Origin of the sequence: Dichotomicrobium thermohalophilum (genome assembly GCF_003550175.1) — a bacterium.
Taxonomy (GTDB): domain Bacteria; phylum Pseudomonadota; class Alphaproteobacteria; order Rhizobiales; family Rhodomicrobiaceae; genus Dichotomicrobium; species Dichotomicrobium thermohalophilum.
In genome coordinates, this window is record NZ_QXDF01000001.1 from 1,615,968 (window position 1) to 1,634,006 (window position 18,039).

16 protein-coding genes are annotated in these 18,039 nt (G+C 64.6%); 8 read left to right on the top strand and 8 right to left on the bottom strand.

Annotated features, from left to right (window positions below):
- The 3 genes from BXY53_RS07420 to BXY53_RS07430 form a co-directional block, all read right to left on the bottom strand.
- Entirely contained in the window at window positions 1–708 is a 708-nt protein-coding gene (locus tag BXY53_RS07420) for a DsbA family protein (RefSeq protein WP_119061199.1), read from the bottom strand.
- Between the two features lie 25 nt (window positions 709–733).
- Window positions 734–1,618 (bottom strand): DsbA family protein, encoded by an 885-nt coding sequence (locus BXY53_RS07425; RefSeq protein ID WP_119061200.1) that lies wholly within the window; start codon window positions 1,616–1,618, stop codon window positions 734–736.
- A gap of 197 nt (window positions 1,619–1,815) precedes the next feature.
- Complete coding sequence (locus BXY53_RS07430; protein WP_170144371.1) at window positions 1,816–2,373, bottom strand: DUF721 domain-containing protein; 558 nt, start codon at window positions 2,371–2,373, stop codon at window positions 1,816–1,818.
- Between the two features lie 56 nt (window positions 2,374–2,429).
- Here BXY53_RS07430 and mutY point away from each other — a divergent pair, with 56 nt between their 5' ends.
- Window positions 2,430–3,512 (top strand): A/G-specific adenine glycosylase, encoded by a 1,083-nt coding sequence (mutY, locus tag BXY53_RS07435; protein ID WP_342634965.1) that lies wholly within the window; start codon window positions 2,430–2,432, stop codon window positions 3,510–3,512.
- Here mutY and BXY53_RS07440 read toward each other — a convergent pair.
- Window positions 3,509–3,793, bottom strand: a complete 285-nt coding sequence (locus BXY53_RS07440) for a BolA family protein (RefSeq protein ID WP_119061202.1) — start codon at window positions 3,791–3,793, stop codon at window positions 3,509–3,511. The genes mutY and BXY53_RS07440 overlap by 4 nt on opposite strands.
- 153 nt (window positions 3,794–3,946) lie before the next feature.
- Here BXY53_RS07440 and BXY53_RS07445 point away from each other — a divergent pair, with 153 nt between their 5' ends.
- The 3 genes from BXY53_RS07445 (at window position 3,947) to cobT (ending at window position 7,542) form a co-directional block, all read left to right on the top strand.
- On the top strand, window positions 3,947–4,564 hold the full coding sequence (locus BXY53_RS07445) for a J domain-containing protein (RefSeq protein WP_119061203.1): 618 nt from the start codon (window positions 3,947–3,949) through the stop codon (window positions 4,562–4,564).
- A gap of 110 nt (window positions 4,565–4,674) precedes the next feature.
- A complete protein-coding gene (gene cobS / locus BXY53_RS07450; RefSeq protein WP_119061204.1) occupies window positions 4,675–5,661 on the top strand; it encodes a cobaltochelatase subunit CobS in 987 nt (328 codons plus the stop codon).
- Between the two features lie 12 nt (window positions 5,662–5,673).
- A complete protein-coding gene (gene cobT, locus BXY53_RS07455; protein WP_119061205.1) occupies window positions 5,674–7,542 on the top strand; it encodes a cobaltochelatase subunit CobT in 1,869 nt (622 codons plus the stop codon).
- Here cobT and BXY53_RS07460 read toward each other — a convergent pair.
- On the bottom strand, window positions 7,539–8,201 hold the full coding sequence (locus BXY53_RS07460) for a ribonuclease T2 family protein (RefSeq protein ID WP_119061206.1): 663 nt from the start codon (window positions 8,199–8,201) through the stop codon (window positions 7,539–7,541). The genes cobT and BXY53_RS07460 overlap by 4 nt on opposite strands.
- The gene (locus BXY53_RS07465) at window positions 8,198–9,691 is read right to left on the bottom strand and encodes a helicase HerA-like domain-containing protein (RefSeq protein ID WP_119061207.1); all 1,494 of its coding nucleotides are present in this window, start codon (window positions 9,689–9,691) and stop codon (window positions 8,198–8,200) included. The genes BXY53_RS07460 and BXY53_RS07465 overlap by 4 nt, the downstream gene beginning before the upstream one ends.
- 269 nt (window positions 9,692–9,960) lie before the next feature.
- On the opposite strand from BXY53_RS07465, the gene BXY53_RS07470 reads away from it, so the two are divergent.
- Both BXY53_RS07470 and BXY53_RS07475 read left to right on the top strand, forming a co-directional pair.
- Window positions 9,961–10,368 carry a DUF4332 domain-containing protein gene (locus BXY53_RS07470; RefSeq protein ID WP_119061208.1) on the top strand — a complete coding sequence of 136 codons (408 nt, stop codon included), beginning with the start codon at window positions 9,961–9,963 and terminating at the stop codon, window positions 10,366–10,368.
- Between the two features lie 221 nt (window positions 10,369–10,589).
- Window positions 10,590–12,161 (top strand): hypothetical protein, encoded by a 1,572-nt coding sequence (locus tag BXY53_RS07475; protein WP_119061209.1) that lies wholly within the window; start codon window positions 10,590–10,592, stop codon window positions 12,159–12,161.
- An 11-nt stretch (window positions 12,162–12,172) separates the two neighbouring features.
- Here BXY53_RS07475 and BXY53_RS07480 read toward each other — a convergent pair whose 3' ends face one another.
- Window positions 12,173–13,246, bottom strand: coding sequence for a cell wall hydrolase (locus BXY53_RS07480; protein ID WP_170144372.1), 1,074 nt, complete (start codon window positions 13,244–13,246; stop codon window positions 12,173–12,175).
- Window positions 13,247–13,693: 447 nt separating this feature from the next.
- Between BXY53_RS07480 and BXY53_RS07485 the strand changes: the two genes are divergently transcribed.
- Complete coding sequence (locus BXY53_RS07485; RefSeq protein WP_119061211.1) at window positions 13,694–14,575, top strand: NAD(P)-dependent oxidoreductase; 882 nt, start codon at window positions 13,694–13,696, stop codon at window positions 14,573–14,575.
- A 159-nt stretch (window positions 14,576–14,734) separates the two neighbouring features.
- Window positions 14,735–15,694: a glycosyltransferase family 2 protein gene (locus tag BXY53_RS07490; protein ID WP_119061212.1), complete on the top strand. Its 960-nt coding sequence runs from the start codon at window positions 14,735–14,737 to the stop codon at window positions 15,692–15,694.
- 42 nt (window positions 15,695–15,736) lie between these two features.
- On the opposite strand, the gene BXY53_RS07495 is transcribed toward BXY53_RS07490, so the two are convergent.
- Window positions 15,737–17,902, bottom strand: a complete 2,166-nt coding sequence (locus tag BXY53_RS07495; protein ID WP_119061826.1) for a malate synthase G — start codon at window positions 17,900–17,902, stop codon at window positions 15,737–15,739.
- Between the last annotated feature and the right edge of the window lie 137 nt (window positions 17,903–18,039).

Genomic DNA, 18,039 nt, shown 5'->3' on the forward strand with positions numbered 1-18,039 from the left:
CTAGCCCTGCGGCGCGGCTTCGTTGGCGGCTTCGATCAGCTTGACCAGATCCTCGTAGCTGACCCCACCCCGGCGCTTCTCCGTATTGACGAAGATCGTCGGCGTGGCGGAAACCCCCAGATCGCGCCCGCGCTCCTTCACCTGTTTCAGGCCATCAATTATCGTTTGATTCTCCAGGCAGGTGTCAAAGGCGGCGCGGTCGAGGCCGAACTCTTGCACAATTTTATAGATCGCGTCGGGCCGGACTTCCTGCGAGACCCATTTGCGCTGCTCCGCGAGAAACTTCCAATTGGCGGCGAAATAGTGCTCGTCGGCAACGCAACGGGCGGCGATTGCCGCGGTGCCCGCACTGCGCCCGATGGGGAATTCGCGGTAGATGAAATGCACCTTGCCCGTGTCGATGTAATTGCGCTTGAAGCGCGGGAAGACATCGGCATGGAACCGCCGGCAGTAGGGGCAGGTGAGCGAGGCGTATTCGATCACCGTGACGGGCGCGTCCGGGTTGCCCATGGTGCGCTCGGGAAGCGGTCCGGGCTTCTTCAGCATCTCCAGCGTCGGCCCGCCGCCAGCGGCGATCATCGCCTCCAGCGTCTGCGGCTGACTGACCTGTCCGCCGGCGCAAGCCGTAAGGAAGGCCGCGAAGCCCAAAACCGCGAGAGTGCTGACGACGCGCGGCGCGCCGCCCAGCAACATCCTGGACCCGATCATTCCGTCTCTCAGAGCCGCGCCATGTTCAGCTTTCCTCGGCGTCGTCCAGCATCGGGTCGATCACCTGCTGCAGCGCCGAGATCGACTGGTTGCCCTCCAGCTTCTGCCCGTTGACGATCAGTGTCGGCGTGGAGCGAATGTCATACTTGTGGTTCCCGGTATCCCGCACCTGCTGGATGTAGTCGAGCTTTTCCTGATCGCGCAGGCAGCTATTGAACCGCGCTTCGGTGAAGCCGGCCACCTTGGAAATCTGACGTAGCTCCTGCAGCGGATCGTCGGCGTTCGCCCATTGCGACTGCTTTTCGAACAGCACGTCCACGAAATCGTAAAACTTGTCCTCTTCGACGCAGCGCGCCAGCAGTGACGCCGCCGCCGCCAGATTGTCCAGCGGGAACTCGCGCAGGATGAACTTCACCTTTCCGGTGTCGATATACTGCTCCTTGAGGTCCGGCAGCGTCTCCGTGTGGAAGGACGCGCAGTGCGGACAGGTCATCGAGGCGTATTCAATCACGGTGACCGGCGCCTCGGGATCACCCAGGACGATGTCGTCCAGCTTTTGCCCGCTTGCGTCGGCTTCGGATGCGTTGGTCTGGGCTTCGGCGACGCGGGTCGGCTCTTCGGCCGCCGGCTCCGGGGCGTCCGACTGACCCGCGGTGCCGCTTTCGCTGTCCGCGGGGGCTGCCGGCTCCGGCGTTTCCGTCTGAGCTGCTGTCGCGCTCTCGTTTGCCGCCGGCGTAGCCAGCTCGGTGGTCATGGCTTCGGTCTGCGCCTTGCCGGCCTCGCGGGCGATCACGCCGGGGGCGGAAACCTCGTGCAGGGCGCTGAGCATGATCACGCCCAACACTGACAAGCCTGCCACCGCGACAGCCGGGCGGAAGACGAACTGCGCCTTGGAACGGGACTTGGTCATCTGCTGTTGCTCCTGAACATCGGAATTCGGGCCTTACGCGGGTTGGACCGCGCCTTTTGAAACACTCTAATGTTGGTTCTGGATTATTGACAACCTAAGGCAAGAAAGCGGCCCGCCAGCGGCATTCCAGAGGATTTTTGCGGCGCGGCAACATCACAAGAATATGTTGTGTGACTGCAACGATCGGAAGGGCTGATTCAGGCGTCGATGGCGGCGGCAATGCGCGACAACGCGGTGCGCAGACGCGGATTCTGAATGCGCTTGACGAGGCCGCGGCGGTCGGGACGCGGCGCGATTTTCGGCGGCGGCAGCTGGCTCTCGCGCGGGTGATCCAGCGGCGCCTGATAGAGCCTTATCTGCGCGACAGCGCGAAAGCCGAAATAGCTGTTGATCCGCTCGATGAGCTGGGGCAGACGGTGCTGCAATTCGATGGCACGTGGGCCCTCGACGCGCAGGACGAGTGTGGCCGCTGACTGGCCGCGGGCTTCTTCCGGCGCCTCCGGCTGGCGGGGCCACTTGAGACGCTCCGGCGCTGTATAGCTGGCAAGCTCGGGCCCGGCGATCCCGGCCCAATCGGTGAGCAGCGCCGCAGCGGGAAAGCCGTACTTCTCGAAGGCGGGACGCGTCAGGCTCGGCGTGAATGCGCCGGCGGGTTTCGGGGCGCTGTATCCAACACGTGAATCGGGCGTGAAGTTGGGCGAGGGCGCGCGCTTGCCGCGCCGCTTTGTCGCCGTGTCCGCCGTCGTTTGCGCCATACCCTTCCCCGTGTCAGAACCTCTGGCCGAAAACAGCATAGTGATTCGCGCGGGAGGTGCAGTTGGCGCAGTCAGGGGCGGTGGATATCGCGGAAGATTTGCTCGCCTGGTACGACGTGGCGCGGCGTGATCTGCCGTGGCGGGCACCGCCTGGACAGCGGGCCGATCCTTATCATGTCTGGCTGTCGGAGATGATGCTCCAGCAGACAACGGTGAAGGCCGTGGCGCCTTATTACCGGGCATTTCTGGCGCGCTGGCCGCGCATCGAGGACATGGCGCGTGCGCCGGTCGAGGACGTGCTCGCCGCCTGGGCGGGGCTGGGGTACTACGCCCGCGCGCGCAACATGCACAAGACGGCGCGGATCGTGGCGGATGAGCTTGGCGGGCGGTTTCCCCGCACGGCGGGCGAACTGGTCAAGCTGCCGGGGATCGGACCATACACGGCGGCCGCGATCGCCGCGATCGCGTTCGATGAGCCAGCGACGGTTGTCGACGGGAACGTGGAGCGCGTCGTCGCACGGCTGTTCGCGGTGCGCGAACGGCTGCCCGGCGCCAAGCCGAAGCTGCGCTCGCTGGCGGAGACGCTGACCCCGAGGCACCGGCCGGGTGATTTCGCGCAGGCGATGATGGATCTCGGCGCGACGATCTGCACGCCGCGCACGCCGGCCTGTTCGCGCTGTCCGCTGCGCGCGGATTGTCAGGGCCTTGCGGAAGGCGTGGCTGCCACGTTGCCCCTGCGCGCGCCCAAGGCCGAGCGCCCGCAACGCCGGGGCGCGGCCTTCGTGGCGCGGCGCCCTGACGATCACGTGCTGCTGCGCCGCCGTCCGGAGAAGGGGCTGCTCGGCGGGATGATGGAGCCGCCGACCACCGAGTGGCGCACCGAAACGCGCTCAGAGACCGCGCTGCTTGGTGAAGCGCCCGTGGCTGCTGACTGGCGCCGGGTGCTTGCACCCGTGACGCACACTTTCACGCATTTCCACCTGATGCTCGACGTCTACACGGCCGATGTTCCTGCCGACACGCCAGCGCCGGACGCGTGCCGCTGGGTTGCCGCGGGCGATCTGCCGGAAGAGGCGCTTCCCAGCGTCATGCGCAAGGTGCTCGCCGCCGCAAGTGAAAGCCTCGTGGCGCGCGGCTAGACTTCCGACGGCGCCTGCGCCTTGATGTTCAGCGCGTGCACCGGCCCTGCGAGTTCGGCCTTCAGCGCGTCATTCACCATTCGGTGCCGCTCCAAGCGGGACTTGCCTTCGAACGCCTCGGAGACGATATGAACGATGAAATGCGTTTCGCCGGGTGCGACGGGGTCGGCGGCGCGCATCGCGGCATGGCCGGCGTGACGCGCAGAGTCGTTTTCGATGCGCAACACGGTGGGCGAAAACGCCTCGGTCAAATGCTGGCGCATGGATTCCTCGACGGACATGGGGCAACCTCCGGTCCTTGCTGGAATGGGCCACGCTTGCTTCGCCGGACAGCGGCGGGGAGCCGGTGAACGTGCGCTTTTGCGCGCTTGTGCCTGTCGCGGCGAAGCAGCATACTCCGTCCCCATATACAGGCGGAAGCTCACACGACGTCAATGAAGCTGGATTCGCCCTATTTCGATCGCATCCGGGTCAAGCCGACCCGAAAGCCGGAGGAGGCGCAGAGCAATCGCCGCTGCGAGTGGCCGGGGTGTAACCGCGCCGGCGCGCATCCCGCGCCCAAGGGGCGCGGCCGCGAGGGCCAATATTTCTTCTACTGCCGCGAGCATGTCCGGGAGTACAACCAGCAATACAACTATTTCCGCGGCATGAGCGACGAGGAGATCGCCAGCTTCCAGCAGTCGGCGATGACAGGTCACCGCCCGACCTGGAACGTGGGGACGGGAAGCGGCGGGCTTGGCGGCAAAGGGCACGACTGGCGAGCGTTTGCCTATGCTTTCGACGTGTCCGACCCGCTGGGCATCTTTGGTGCGGACGACCCGCGCGAGGGCGCAGCGCAGCAGCGGGGCCGGCGCCTGCACAATGCCGAGCTGAAATCGCTGCGCGCGCTCGGGCTGGACGCCGACGCCTCGGCCAGCGACATCCGCGCCCAGTTCAAGAGCCTGGTGATGACGCTTCACCCGGACCAGAACGGCGGGGACCGGAGCAGCGAAGATAAACTGCGCGAGGTCATTCAGGCGTACAAATATCTCAAGAAGACCGGCTTGTGCTGACCGCGCTTCTTGACCACCCTGAAGAGGAATGGCCCGGCGGAAATGCCCCTGCATCGGCGGTGTCAGGCGGGGCAAGAGAACGGAATTGCAACAAATCTGGATGAGTGCTGATGAGTGCTGAGACCACGGCTGTGGACAACACGCCCGACATGAAGGTGTCGGTGCGGCAGGTTTTCGGGATCGATACGGACATGGAGGTGCCCGCCTTTTCGCAGGCCAGCCCGCATGTGCCGGACCTGGACCCGGACTACCTGTTCAACAAGGAAACCACCATGGCGATCCTGGCGGGCTTTGCGCACAACCGCCGCGTCATGGTTCAGGGATATCACGGCACCGGCAAATCGACGCATATCGAGCAGGTCGCTGCGCGGCTCAACTGGCCGTGCGTGCGCGTCAACCTGGACAGCCATGTCAGCCGCATCGACCTGGTGGGCAAGGACGCCATTGTCGTGCGCGAAGGCAAGCAGGTCACCGAATTCCGCGAAGGCATCCTCCCGTGGGCGCTGCAGTCGAACACCGCGCTCGTCTTTGACGAGTACGACGCCGGCCGGCCGGACGTCATGTTCGTCATCCAGCGGGTTCTGGAGGTCTCGGGCCGGCTGACGCTGCTGGATCAGAGCCGCGTGATCCGCCCGCATCCGGCCTTCCGTCTGTTCGCCACCACGAACACCGTGGGCCTCGGGGACACGTCCGGGCTGTACCACGGCACGCAGCAGATCAATCAGGGCCAGATGGATCGCTGGTCGATCGTCGTTACGCTCAACTATCTGCCGCACGACGAGGAGGTGAACATCGCGGCGGCGAAGGTGAAGTCCTTCGACACGCCCGATGGCCGCGAGACGCTGTCGAAGATGGTGCGGCTTGCCGATCTGACGCGCAGCGCCTTCATCAACGGCGATCTGTCCACGGTTATGAGCCCGCGGACCGTCATCACCTGGGCCGAAAACTCGGAGATCTTCGGCGATATCGGAACGTCATTCCAACTGAGCTTTCTCAACAAGTGCGACGAGTTGGAGCGCGGTCTGGTCGCGGAATTCTACCAGCGGTGCTTTGGTGAGGAGCTGCCGCAGTCGGGCTCAAACGTCGTTCTGTCGTAACCGCGTAACGAGATGGCCATTCAGCCGAAACGCAAGCCTGATCTGACCGAACCGCTCCGCCGCGCCATCAGCGGGACCACGCGTGCGATCGCGGGCGATCCGGAGATCAAGGTCACCTTCACCAGCGACAGGCCGGGTCGTGATGGCAACACGCTGCGCGTGCCCGAGCTGCCTTCGCGGGTGTCGCCTAAGGATCTGGCGGTCATTCGCGGTCATGCCGATGCGCTGGCGCTCAACGCGGCCTGCCATGACGGCAAGCTGCATGCCCGCCTGGCGCCCTCGGGGGCTGATGCGCGCGCTGTGTTCGAAGCGGTTGAGCAGGCGCGGGTCGAGGCTGTCGGCGCGCAGCGGATGGCCGGCGTTGCGGACAACCTGAGCGCCAAGACCAACGCGCGCTACGACGATGCCCCGGCGCGTCACGTTACCCAGGCCGAGGACGCGCCCGCCGACGAGGCGCTGGCGCTGCTGGTGCGCGAGGCGCTGACCGGCGCGGCTCCGCCCGAAAAGGCCCGGGCGATCTGTGACGCCTGGCGTCCCGTCATCGAGCAGCGCGCTGGCGACTTGATGCACGACCTGGCCGGCGCGGTCGAGGATCAGGAGGAATTCGGCCGCATTCTGCGCGACATGCTGGTGGCGCTCGACCTGGCAGAGGATCAGTCGCACGACCGCGAGGAGCAGAGCCAAGCGGAGGACGAGGCCGACAGCGAGCAGGCCGAAACCCGGAGCGAGGAAAGCGGCGAAGAAGAGCAGCGCCCGGTCGAGACACAGGAAGACCAGTCGGCCGAAGCGGAGGGCGCGGAGGACACCGACGTCAGCGACTTCGCCGAAATGGATCGCTTCGACGAGAACGACCAGGGCAGCGAGCGCACCGAAGGCCCGCCACGCCGTCCCAACACGTCCGTGATCGAGGCGCCGGACGATTTCGGCTACAAGGTCTTCACAAGCGAATTCGACGAGACGATCGCCGCACCTGCGCTGTGCGACAGCGAGGAACTGACGCGGCTGCGCAGCTTCCTCGACAAACAGCTTTCCGGCCACAATGTCGCGGTCAGCCGGCTGGCCAACCGACTGCAGCGGCGCCTGCTGGCGCAGCAGCACCGGGCGTGGGAATTCGATCTGGAAGAGGGCATCCTCGATACCGCGAAACTGGCCCGCGTGGCCACCGATCCGTCCCAGCCGCTGTCCTTCAAGGCCGAGCGCGAGACCGAGTTCCGCGATACGGTCGTGTCGATCCTGATCGACAACTCGGGCTCGATGCGCGGCCGACCGATCATGGTCGCGGCCTGTTGCACCGACATCCTTGCGCGGACGCTGGAGCGCTGCGGCGTGAAGGTCGAGATCCTCGGTTTTACAACGCGGCAGTGGAAGGGCGGGCAGTCGCGCGAGCGCTGGCTGGCGGCGGGCAAGCCGCGGTCGCCGGGGCGGCTCAACGATCTGCGTCATATTATCTACAAGGCCGCAGATGAGCCTTGGCGGCGTTCGCGCCGCAATCTCGGACTCATGATGCGCGAGGGCCTGCTCAAGGAGAACATTGACGGCGAGGCGCTGGCCTGGGCCTATCGCCGTCTGGCGGGCCGGCCGGAGCAGCGGCGCATCCTGATGGTGATTTCTGACGGGGCGCCAGTCGACGACTCAACGCTCTCGGTCAATTCCGGCACCTATCTGGAGCAGCATCTCCGAGAAGTCATCCGGGAGATCGAGAACCGCTCCGAGGTCGAGCTGATCGCGATCGGCATCGGTCATGATGTGACACGCTACTATAACCGCGCGGTGACGATCGCGGACCCGGAAGAACTGGGCGGGGCGATGACCGAGCAGCTTGCCGCGCTGTTCGACGAGCCGACCAAGGCCGAGCGGCAGGGCCGGCGGCGCAGCCGCTAACGCACGGGCGGAACGCGCGTGGTGGGGGTCGGGCACAGCCGCGCCTGGTTTTCATTTGCGCCGCAAGACCTCGGCCCCAGCTTCTTGGAGAAGCATACGCGTACCTCGCGCAGCCGCTCCGGGCCACAGCGTACAGCGACCATGTCCGGTTCAAGCTCCGGATTGGCGGCAAGGAAGGCCGCTTCGATATCCGCCGGCTTCGTCTCCAGGGGGCGGTCCAGCCGCTCAAGCCGTTCGGGCACCCGGACCGCCTCGAACGCCGCCCGCGCTGCGTCAAAATATGTCTCAGGGGATAAGCCGGAGCAGGTGCCATGCTTGGCGTACTGATGAATGATCAGCCCTCGGCTTGGCATGATGTCCGTCATGCCGTCGATCACGGCCTCGGGCACCCAAGGGCGCTTGCCGCTATAGCAGTTCTTGGGCCAGCCGCGCTCATATTGCGGCCAAAAGCCGTGAAGAATGAACGCGCGCGGCGCCCCGCGGCACTGCGCGGTGCGTCCTTTCGGATCTTCGGTCTCGCAGTAAGTCGGGGACCAGGACAGCGCCAGCGTGTAATAGGCAAAGTTGCCCCCCGGGTCCGGGCTGGAGCGCAGCAATGCGACCGCGACCGCGGCTGCCGCGGCGACGGCCAGGACGACCAGCGCCGTGCGTGCGCTCAACGCATTCTCCTGCGCAGCAACCGTTCCAGCAGCTTTGGCAGCACAGTGCCGAGCGAGCGCAGAAACGACTTCATGAACGCTTCCACCGGGCTTTGCCGACCGGAACCGCTCCGCTCAGGTTTGCTTTCTTCGCGATCCGGCCGTTCGGGGATCCGGAACTCGCCGGCCCGTTCCTCATTCGCTTCGGCGGGGGCTTCGGCCTTGCGCGCGGTGCGTTCTTTCAGGATTTCGTAGGCCGACTCGCGATCAAGCGCCTGCTCGTATCGGCCCATCAATGGGCTTTCCGAGATCAGCATCTCACGCTCGCTCTCCGTGATCGGTCCGAGCCGCGAGGAGGGCGGGCGGATCAGCGTACGCTCGACCATCGAGGGCCGGCCCTCTTCATCAAGCGTTGACACCAGCGCCTCGCCAACGCCGAGATCCATGATGGCGCGCTCGGTGTCGATGTCGGGGTTCTGGCGAAAGGTCGTCGCCGCTGCCTTCACGGCGCGCTGCTCGCGCGGGGTATAGGCGCGCAGCGCGTGCTGGATGCGGTTGCCGAGCTGGCTGGAAACGGTGTCGGGCACGTCAAGCGGGTTCTGGGTGACGAAATAGACGCCGACGCCTTTCGAGCGCACCAGCCGGACGACCTGCTCGACCTTCTCCAGAAGCGCATCCGGCGCATCGTCGAACAGCAGGTGCGCCTCGTCGAAGAAAAACACCAGCTTGGGCTTGTCCGGGTCGCCGACCTCGGGAAGCTCCTCGAACAGCTCGGCCAGCAGCCACAGCAGGAAGGTCGCGTAGAGGCTCGGATTGGCCATCAGTTTGTCGGCGGCGAGGACATTGATGATGCCGCGCCCGTCATCCGCTGTGCGCATGAAGTCGCGCACATCCAGCGCCGGCTCGCCGAAAAAGTGCTCCGCGGATTGCTCCTCCAGGACCAGAAGCCGCCGCTGGATCGCGCCGACCGAGGCGGTCGAGACATTGCCGTATTCGGCCGACAGCTCGCTGGCGCGCTCGGAGACGCTGACCATCATGGCTCGCAGGTCTTTGAGGTCCAGAAGCGGGGTGTTCTCATCGCGCGCAAGGCGGAAGGCGATGTTGAGCACGCCCTCCTGCGTCTCGTTCAGGTCCAGCAGGCGCGAGAGCAGCAGCGGGCCCATCTCCTGAACGGTCGTGCGGATCGGGTGGCCCTGTTCGCCGAGCAGGTCCCAGAACACGGTGGGGAAGGCTTCATAAGTGTAGTCGTCGAAGTCGATGGTCTGCGCGCGCTCCTCAAGGAACGGCTTGGATTCGCCGGGCATCGACAGTCCTGCGACATCGCCTTTCACGTCTGCGCAGAAGACTGGGACGCCCCGTGCCGAAAACCCTTCCGAGAGAATCTGCAGTGTCACCGTCTTTCCGGTGCCCGTGGCGCCTGTAATAAGGCCGTGGCGGTTGGCCAGTTTCAGCAGCAGATGTTCCGGTTTGTCGCTCTTCCCGATGAAGACGCGCCCGCCTTCGCTCGTCATGTCTGCCCTCTCGATCGAATCGGTTCCCTTTGAAGGTCGACGTTGGCGGACCGCCTCTCGCCGGCCACCGGATTTCTGCCACGGATCGGCTCAGAGCAGCCGAAAGTGCTTTCCTTGTCCACAAAAAACCTCAGCGCGCCGCCCGTTCCGAGAAGCGCGGCGCAACTGGACGCTTGTACCGCGCCAACGCCTCGGTAACATCATCTTGTCTGCCTGCTAGGGGGCAAATTTTGCGATGATGACTTCGGCATTAGCGGAGGAGACCGAGGATGAGCTACGCGATCGAGAAAATCGAAGGCATTGGTGCGAAAAACGCCGAGATCCTTCGCAATCACGGCATCACGCGCACCCACCATCTTTTGGAGAAGGGCGCATCGCGAAAGGGTCGGAAGGAAGTCGCTGAAAAGACGGGCATTGACGAGAAGAAAATTCTCAAATGGGCTAACATGTGTGACCTCATGCGCATCAAGGGCGTAGGTGAGGAATACTCGGAACTCCTTGAGGTTGCGGGCGTGGATACGGTCAAGGAACTGCGCAACCGCAAGCCCGACAATCTGCGCAAGGCGATGGTCGACGCCAATGAAAAGAAGAAACTTGTCCGCCAGCTTCCAAGCCTGAAACAGGTGGAAGGCTGGGTAAAACAGGCGAAGGACATCGACCCCATCATGTCCTACTGACTCGGGGCCAGCCCGACAGCGTGGGTCGGAAGGAGGCTCGCCCTTAAAACTTGCGGGCCGGCCCGGCTGTGCCGTATTGAAGACCAGAGGTTGCAGCAGCGCCGGCGCGTCAAGGGGCTGCGAACCGCGTGAATGTGATCGCCCGAGTGGCATGGCGGGCGATTTTCCGGATCGGGGCCACGCGCCCCGGCTCGGGCGTAATTGGACCGGGGGCACTGCGTATGGAGACGGGAGCGGCGGCGAACACGTTTATCGCCTGGCAGGGCTGGGGCATGACCGGGGCTGCGGTGGCCCTGCTCATTGTGCTGATCTGGATTCTCGTCTGGCTGCTGCCGTTTCCGAGCCGTTCGCTTGAAGAGCGCCTGGCCGATTCTGACAGCCGCGCAGAGTTGCGTGACCGTCTGGGCGGGGCAGGGCCGTTCGGCCGCTACCGACTCGCAATCCGTGATCTGAACGGCTGGCTCGACGCCTGGTTCGGGCCGTCGACGAGCGGCCAGGCGCTGGAACGCTGCATCGCCATCGCGTTTGTCTACCCGGCGGTGCTGTTTGTCGCCACCCTGATCGTGGCTGCCGCTGCCCGCGGGCAGATTGCCCCGCACGAGATCGGCATTTTTCTTGTTGTCACGGCAGCGGCCGGGTATCTCGCCCACCGTGCCTTCCGTCTGCTTTACCGTCTCGGCACGAACTTCTGGCGCTTTGTTGGCGGTGATTCCGATCTGATCCGACTGATCGCGCGGGTCGTGCTTGGGGCGCTGGCAGTCATCATCGCCTTTGCGATCGCGTTCGTGATCGCCTCGACGGTGGCGGGCGCTTTTGCCGAAGCCGGCACAATCATTCTGGCTATCATCGCGGCCTTTGCGCTGGCCTTCACGCTTGCCGGTGTGCTGGCTGCGGCCGGCACTGCGGCGGCGATGGGCCTGTTGCTGGTGCTCACGGTCGCGGCGCTGGCCTTCGCGGGCAAGTTTGCCTTCTTGCTGCTGCTGTTCTTTGTGCTGTTGCCGATGGTCAACGCGCTGCTGGATTGGCTGTCCTGGATCGTTACGCGGTTCTTCCTGCGGCGCGTGGCGCAAGTGACGCCGACATGGCGCGGCGCCGGGCTTCTGATCCTGGAACTGAGCGCGGACCTGGCGGCGGCGATCGTCTTGTTCCTCGGGCTGGTCGTGCTGCTACCCAACGGCATCGAGATTATCAACGGGGTTCTTTCGCTGACCGGTCGGGAGGCGTTCGACTGGCGGGATATCGTGTTGCGGGCGAATGATGCGCCGCTGAGCGAGGGGTTGTTCGTCATCGGCATGCTTATCACGACGCTGGTACCGACCTTCATCCATCTTACGCGGGGTCTGGCCGGCATCGCGGCGGCCTGGACGCCGGGGGCGGCGGAAGCTGCGGCGGGTCTGCGGGAGAGCTGGGACACCCCCGGCCATGCCTGGGGTGACGACGCGGCGGAGCAGGTCGAGGCGCAGGACACCTATTACTATCAGGAAATGCCCCAGTACGCGCAGGGCGGCGCGTATTTGCAGGGTGGGTTCCAGGAAGCCGCGGTGATGGACTACCCATCGCCGAGCGAGGTGGAAGGGGCGACGCCCGCAGCACTCCGTCCGTCCGTGCAGCAGAAAGCCGCGCAGGCGCTGCGCCTGTCGCGGCTGTGGTATATCCCGGCGGCGCTGGTGTCCTTCGGGCTGTTTGTGGCACTGGCCGCGCTCCTGGAGGCGGCAGGTGTGCCGCTCGGCGATTTCCTCGTCAAGCTGGCCTTCTGTGCCTCGTCATGGAGCCACGGCGTGTGCCCTGTCTAGACGGAAGGGAGTTAGCCCTCGTCCATCACATCCGCCACACGGACGCGAATATCCGGCGCCTTGTAGAAGATGTGCTGGCCGATCTGCTTCACCTTCTTGAAGTGACGCGCCCAGTGCGGCCGCACATAGTTCGCGTGATAGTGCGTGGCATAGCCGATATCCGACAGCCAGTGCTGGCCGCGCATCACCTCACGCGCCAACTCCTTTGACCGTGCCCACAGCGCCTTGTTATTCGGCCGGTCCGCCTTGCCGTCGCAGGCGAAGGAGAACTGACAGGCGTTGCGGTTCCACTGGCCCTGGAAGATGACGCCGCAGATAGTGTCGGGATAGACGTTGGCCCGGACGCGGTTCATCACGACTTGCGCGACCGCGATCTGGCCGCGCCGGGGCTCCCCCCGCGCTTCAAAATAGATCGCCGCGGTCATGCAGCGCAGCTCTCGCGCGCGGAACTCTTCCTCGGTGAAACCGCCGAACAGCGTCTCGCCGTCTTCTGCCTTCAGGCTGGCAAGATGCAACCGTCCGGGCCAGGCGATCGGATCGGAGTCCTCGACTTCTTCGCCATCGACGAAGCCGAACTTTGCGGTGGGCGCCATCATCAGGATTGCTGCGCTCGCACGCTCGACGCCACTGGAAGTCTCGCCCAGCTCCGGCGCGTCAGCACTGGTGTGCGACAGCAGGACCTGGCTACCTGCCGGTGGATCCAGACGCGGGCCCTTTGCCGAGCGGTTGATCCTGGCGGTATTGGCAGGGCCGTCCTGCAGGCTTTCGGCCCCGGGGTGCGGCGTCATGGAGGCGACCATGACTTCCGGGCGCTTGCGCACGGTTTGTGTGCGCTTCAGCTCGGCGATGCGGTCGGCCCGCGGCTCCTTCCCGGTTTTCCGGAACAGGGCAGTCGCTTCTGACGGCAAGGGGGCATCCGCCGCCGAGTCCTCGGTTTTGGCCGGACGCACGATCTCCGTCGCGCCAGAGCCGAGCAGATGCGCCTGAACAAACAACTTGCCCTTGGCGATCAGATCGCTGTCCCGCACGAAATAACCCGCCGCAACCAGCGGTATGGCCGCCAACAGCAAGAGTGACCGACCCATTACACGTTTGCGCCCCACCCGACCTTCACCGACATGCAACTCTACAAGGGGCTTGGAACCGAAGGGCCCGGTCTCGGCGTCGAAGGATTGCAACGCGAGCTCGCGAGCTGTCCCAGCCCGATCACTCACGAAACCCGGATTTGGTAAATTTTTCATTAACCTCTGAACCGTTACGCGACACTTACTCTTACGCAGCCGTCGCCCCCTCCGGCCGGCGGGCAATAATGCTGCAGAGTGTGAAAAGAATGAGGAATTTATCGGGTTATTGCTTGACTGTGTTAACGGGGCAGCAAGGACACCGTTTAACCGACCGGCAAGGGGCGGATGGCGGCAGGCATCCCCGCGGCTCGCGCGAGCATAACGTCCGCGCTTTGACCATCCCGCCGTATCGGTTAGAACAGCACAAGACGCGCGGAATCACACAAACGAACAAACGGAGTGCACGCGATGAGCAAGGTGGCCTGGATCGGACTTGGCGTCATGGGCTTTCCCATGGCCGGACACATCCGCGAGAAGGGCGGGCACGAGTTGACCGTCTACAACCGCACCGCCGCCAAGGCCGACGATTGGGCCGCGAAATTTGGCGGGCAGACCGCAGCCACTCCGGCTGAGGCCGCCCGTGGCGCCGAATTCGTTTTCGCCTGCGTCGGCAATGACGATGACCTGCGCGAGGTCACGCTCGGGCCGGACGGCGCCTTTCAGACGCTCGGCGAAGGCGCGGTCTTTATCGACAATACCACCGCATCCGCCGACATCGCGCGCGAGCTTTATGCCGCGGCGAAGGAACGCGGCGCCGGCTTCCTCGACGCACCGGTTTCAGGAGGGCAGGCTGGCGCGGAGAACGGCAAACTGACCGTCATGGTTGGCGGCGAAGAGGCCGACTTCAAGCGCGCTGAGCCGATCATCGACTGCTACGCCCAGAAAGTGAAGCTGCTTGGCGGCGCTGGCGCCGGCCAGATGACAAAGATGGTCAACCAGATTTGCATCGCCGGACTGGTGCAGGGGCTGTCCGAGGGCATCCATTTCGCCCAGAAAGCCGGTCTCGACATCCCGGCGGTGATGGAAACGATCTCCAAGGGCGCGGCGCAGTCCTGGCAGATGGACAACCGCTGGGAGACCATGATGAATGGCGAGTTCGATTTCGGCTTCGCTGTCGACTGGATGCGCAAGGACCTCGGCATCGCCATGTCCGAGGCGAAGAACAACGGCGCGCGGCTGCCCGTGACGGCGCTTGTTGACCAGTTCTACGCGGAAGTGCAGGCGCTGGGCGGCAACCGCTGGGACACCTCCAGCCTAATCGCGCGGCTCAATGCGGCGGACAAGAAATAGGGTTGCCGGCCAGGCTTCAAGACGGCTCCTGGCTCTGACGCCTCAAAAAGAAGTTCCGCAGGCCTTTATCGGCTTCGATCGGGGCGAGACATGCACATCGCAATATCGACACAGTGATTGCACACGCAGTCACTCTCTGGCGCTGAACATGCGAGACACATGACAAATCAACCGACATCGGTGCTGGTCGGCGTCTGCACGGCGCAGCGGCCAAAGATGCTAAGGGCGTGCCTGGAGTCCCTGGCACGCCAAGTCGTTCCCGAACATGTTGCGCTTCGCTTCGTGGTCGTCGATAACGAGCCGGAGCCGAACAACCGCGCGGCGGTCGAGGCCATGGCCGCCGATTTTCCGTTTCCTCTGGCATACGAGCACGAGCCGCGCCGCGGGATTCCCCAGGCGCGCAATCGCGTGCTGGAACATGCCTTGAGCGCAGGTGTCGAGTGGATCGCCTTCATCGATGACGACGAAATCGCCGAGCGGGACTGGCTCAGTCAACTCGTCCGCGCGACCGAGAAATTCGACTGTGATGTCGTCCAGGGCCAAGTTTATCAATTTATCAGTGAATACGGGCCGAGCAAGGAAAACAGCAAACGTCGCGGTCCTGAAGGTACCGTGCGCCAGTCGGCCGCAACGGATAATGTTCTCTTCAATATCCGGCTCGTAAGGGAATCGGGGCTGAACCTGCGTTTCGACGAAAAGCTCGCACTCTCGGGCGGCTCGGATATGGTTTTTTCCCGGAAAGCGCATGAGCTGGGAGCGAAGATCATCTATTCGCCCGCGCCGGTCGTCTATGAGCGCTTGACGGCCGATCGTCTGACAGCGCGGGCCATCGCGCGCCGCGCGTTCTCGCGGCACATCAATGTCTATCGCCGCAACCGTCCCGCTGGCGGGAATGGCGCAGCCAGCGTCTATGCGATTTACAAGATCTCCCGCGCCGTCGTGTCCGTGTTCGCGAGCGTGCTAAATATGCTTGAGGCGCTGCTGGTTCTGCCGTTCGCACGAAAGCATAGCCGGCGCCGGCTGAAAAACGGCATTACGAAGTTCGTCAAGCTGCCCGCGACGATCGCCGCCGTTTGCGGCTTCCGTTACGATCGTTACGGAAAAATAAGCGGCGAGTGACACCCGGACACCTTGGCCACTCGCCAGCATAGTGGATCGGCTCTATGCCGTTGCCTTGCGCTTCGCCTCGGCGCGCCGCTCATGCAGGATTGGCTCGGTGTAGCCGCTCGGTTGCTCACGCCCCTTGAAGACCAGATCGCAGGCGGCCTGAAAGCCGGGACTCGCATCGAAATCCGCAGACATCGGCTTGTAGTCGGGGTCTCCGGCGTTCTGCTCGTCCACCACACGCGCCATCCGCTTCATCGTCTCCATCACCTGCTCGGAGGAGCAAATGCCGTGATGCAGCCAGTTCGCGATGTGCTGGCTGGAGATGCGCAGCGTCGCCCGGTCTTCCATGAGCCCGACATTGTTGATGTCCGGCACCTTCGAGCAACCGACGCCGTGCTCGACCCAGCGCACGACATAGCCGAGGATGCCCTGCGCGTTGTTGTCCAGTTCGGCGCGCACATCGTCCGGCGCCCAGTTGGCGCGATCTGCGACGGGGATCGTCAGCAGGTCGGCGAGCTTGGCCCGCTTCTGGCCCTTCAGCTCTTCCTGGCGCTGGCGCACATCGACTTGGTGATAGTGCACGGCATGCAGCGTCGCCGCCGTTGGTGAGGGGACCCAGGCGGTGTTCGCGCCGGCCTTGGGGTGACCGATTTTCTGCTCCAGCATGTCGGCCATCTTGTCCGGCGCCGCCCACATGCCCTTGCCGATCTGCGCGTGGCCGGGCAGCCCGCAGGCGAGGCCGACATCCACGTTGTTGTCCTCATACGCCAGCAGCCACGGCGCGCTTTTCATGTCGCCCTTGCGGATCATCGCGCCAGCTTCCATCGAGGTGTGGATCTCGTCGCCGGTGCGGTCGAGGAAGCCCGTGTTGATGAAGAACACGCGTGCGCTGGCCTCCCGGATGCACTCCTTGAGGTTGAGCGTTGTGCGCCGCTCTTCGTCCATGATGCCCATCTTGAGGGTATGCCGCGGCAGGCCGAGCACGTCCTCGATTCGCGAGAACAGCTTGTCGGAGAAGGCGACTTCCTCAGGGCCGTGCATCTTCGGCTTGACGATGTAGACCGATCCAGCCTGGCTGTTGGCGCGCCGGCCTGAAGCGCCAACGTCGTGCAGCGCGATGGCGCTGGTGACCAGCCCGTCGAGCAGACCCTCGTAAACCTCGTTGCCCTCGGCATCGAGAATGGCCGGCGTGGTCATCAGATGCCCGACATTGCGCACGAGCATGAGGCTGCGGCCCTTGAGCATCTTCGCGGTGCCGTCCGGCGCGGTGTAGGCGATGTCGCCGTTGAGCTTGCGGGTGAAGCTGCGCCCGCCCTTGGCTACCTCCTCGGTCAGGTCGCCCTTCATCAGCCCGAGCCAGTTACGGTAGACGCCCACCTTGTCCTCGGCGTCGACGGCGGCGACGGAGTCCTCGCAGTCCATGATCGTGCTCATCGCCGCTTCCATGCGCACATCTGCGACGCCGGCCTTGTCGCTCGCGCCGATCTCGCTGGCGCGGTCGATGCGGATTTCGACGTGCAGGCCGTTGTTGCGCAGGATGACGGCTTCCGGCTGGTCGGGCGCGCCGCGATACCCGGCGAACTTGCCGGGGTCGATCAGGCTGGCGGTCCCGCTTTCGGTCGTTGCAACGAGCTGGCCGTTGCTCACGGCATAGGCCGTGACGTCGCCGTGGCTGGCGCCCGACAGCGGCGCGGTGTCGTCGAGAAACGCCTTGGCCCAGGCGATCACCCGGGCGCCGCGTGCTGGATCATAGGCGCTGCCGGTCGGCGTGTCGCCCAGCGCGTCGGTACCGTAGAGCGCGTCATAAAGGCTGCCCCAGCGCGCATTCGCCGCGTTCAGCGCATAACGCGCGTTGGACACCGGCACAACGAGTTGTGGTCCGCAGACATGTGCGATTTCCTCGTCAACGTTGGCCGTGGTGACGGTGAAGTCCGGTCCCTCGGGCAGCAGATAGCCGATCTCGCGCAGGAAGCTCTCGTATTCGGCCATGTCGAACGGCTTGCCGCGCCGAGCCTTGTGCCAGTCATCGATTTTTGCCTGCAAGGCTTCCCGCTTCGCCAGCAGCGCGCGGTTTTCCGCGCTCAGTTCGGACACAATGCCGGCGAAGCCGCTCCAGAAGGCATCCGGCTCGATCCCGGTTCCGGGCAGGGCTTCCTCGTTGATGAACGCATAAAGCTCGGTCGCGATCTGCAGTCCGGAATGTGTGACACGGTCGGTCAAGACAGCCTCCTCTTGATTTTCTTGGGCGCGGGCGCAATGCCCCGCCATACGCGGGCGCGCTCGTCGCTATTGAGACCTGAAACGGATTGCAAGATCAACCGCCGCGCTTTTCACGCGCTGGCGCAACTGTTTCGCAC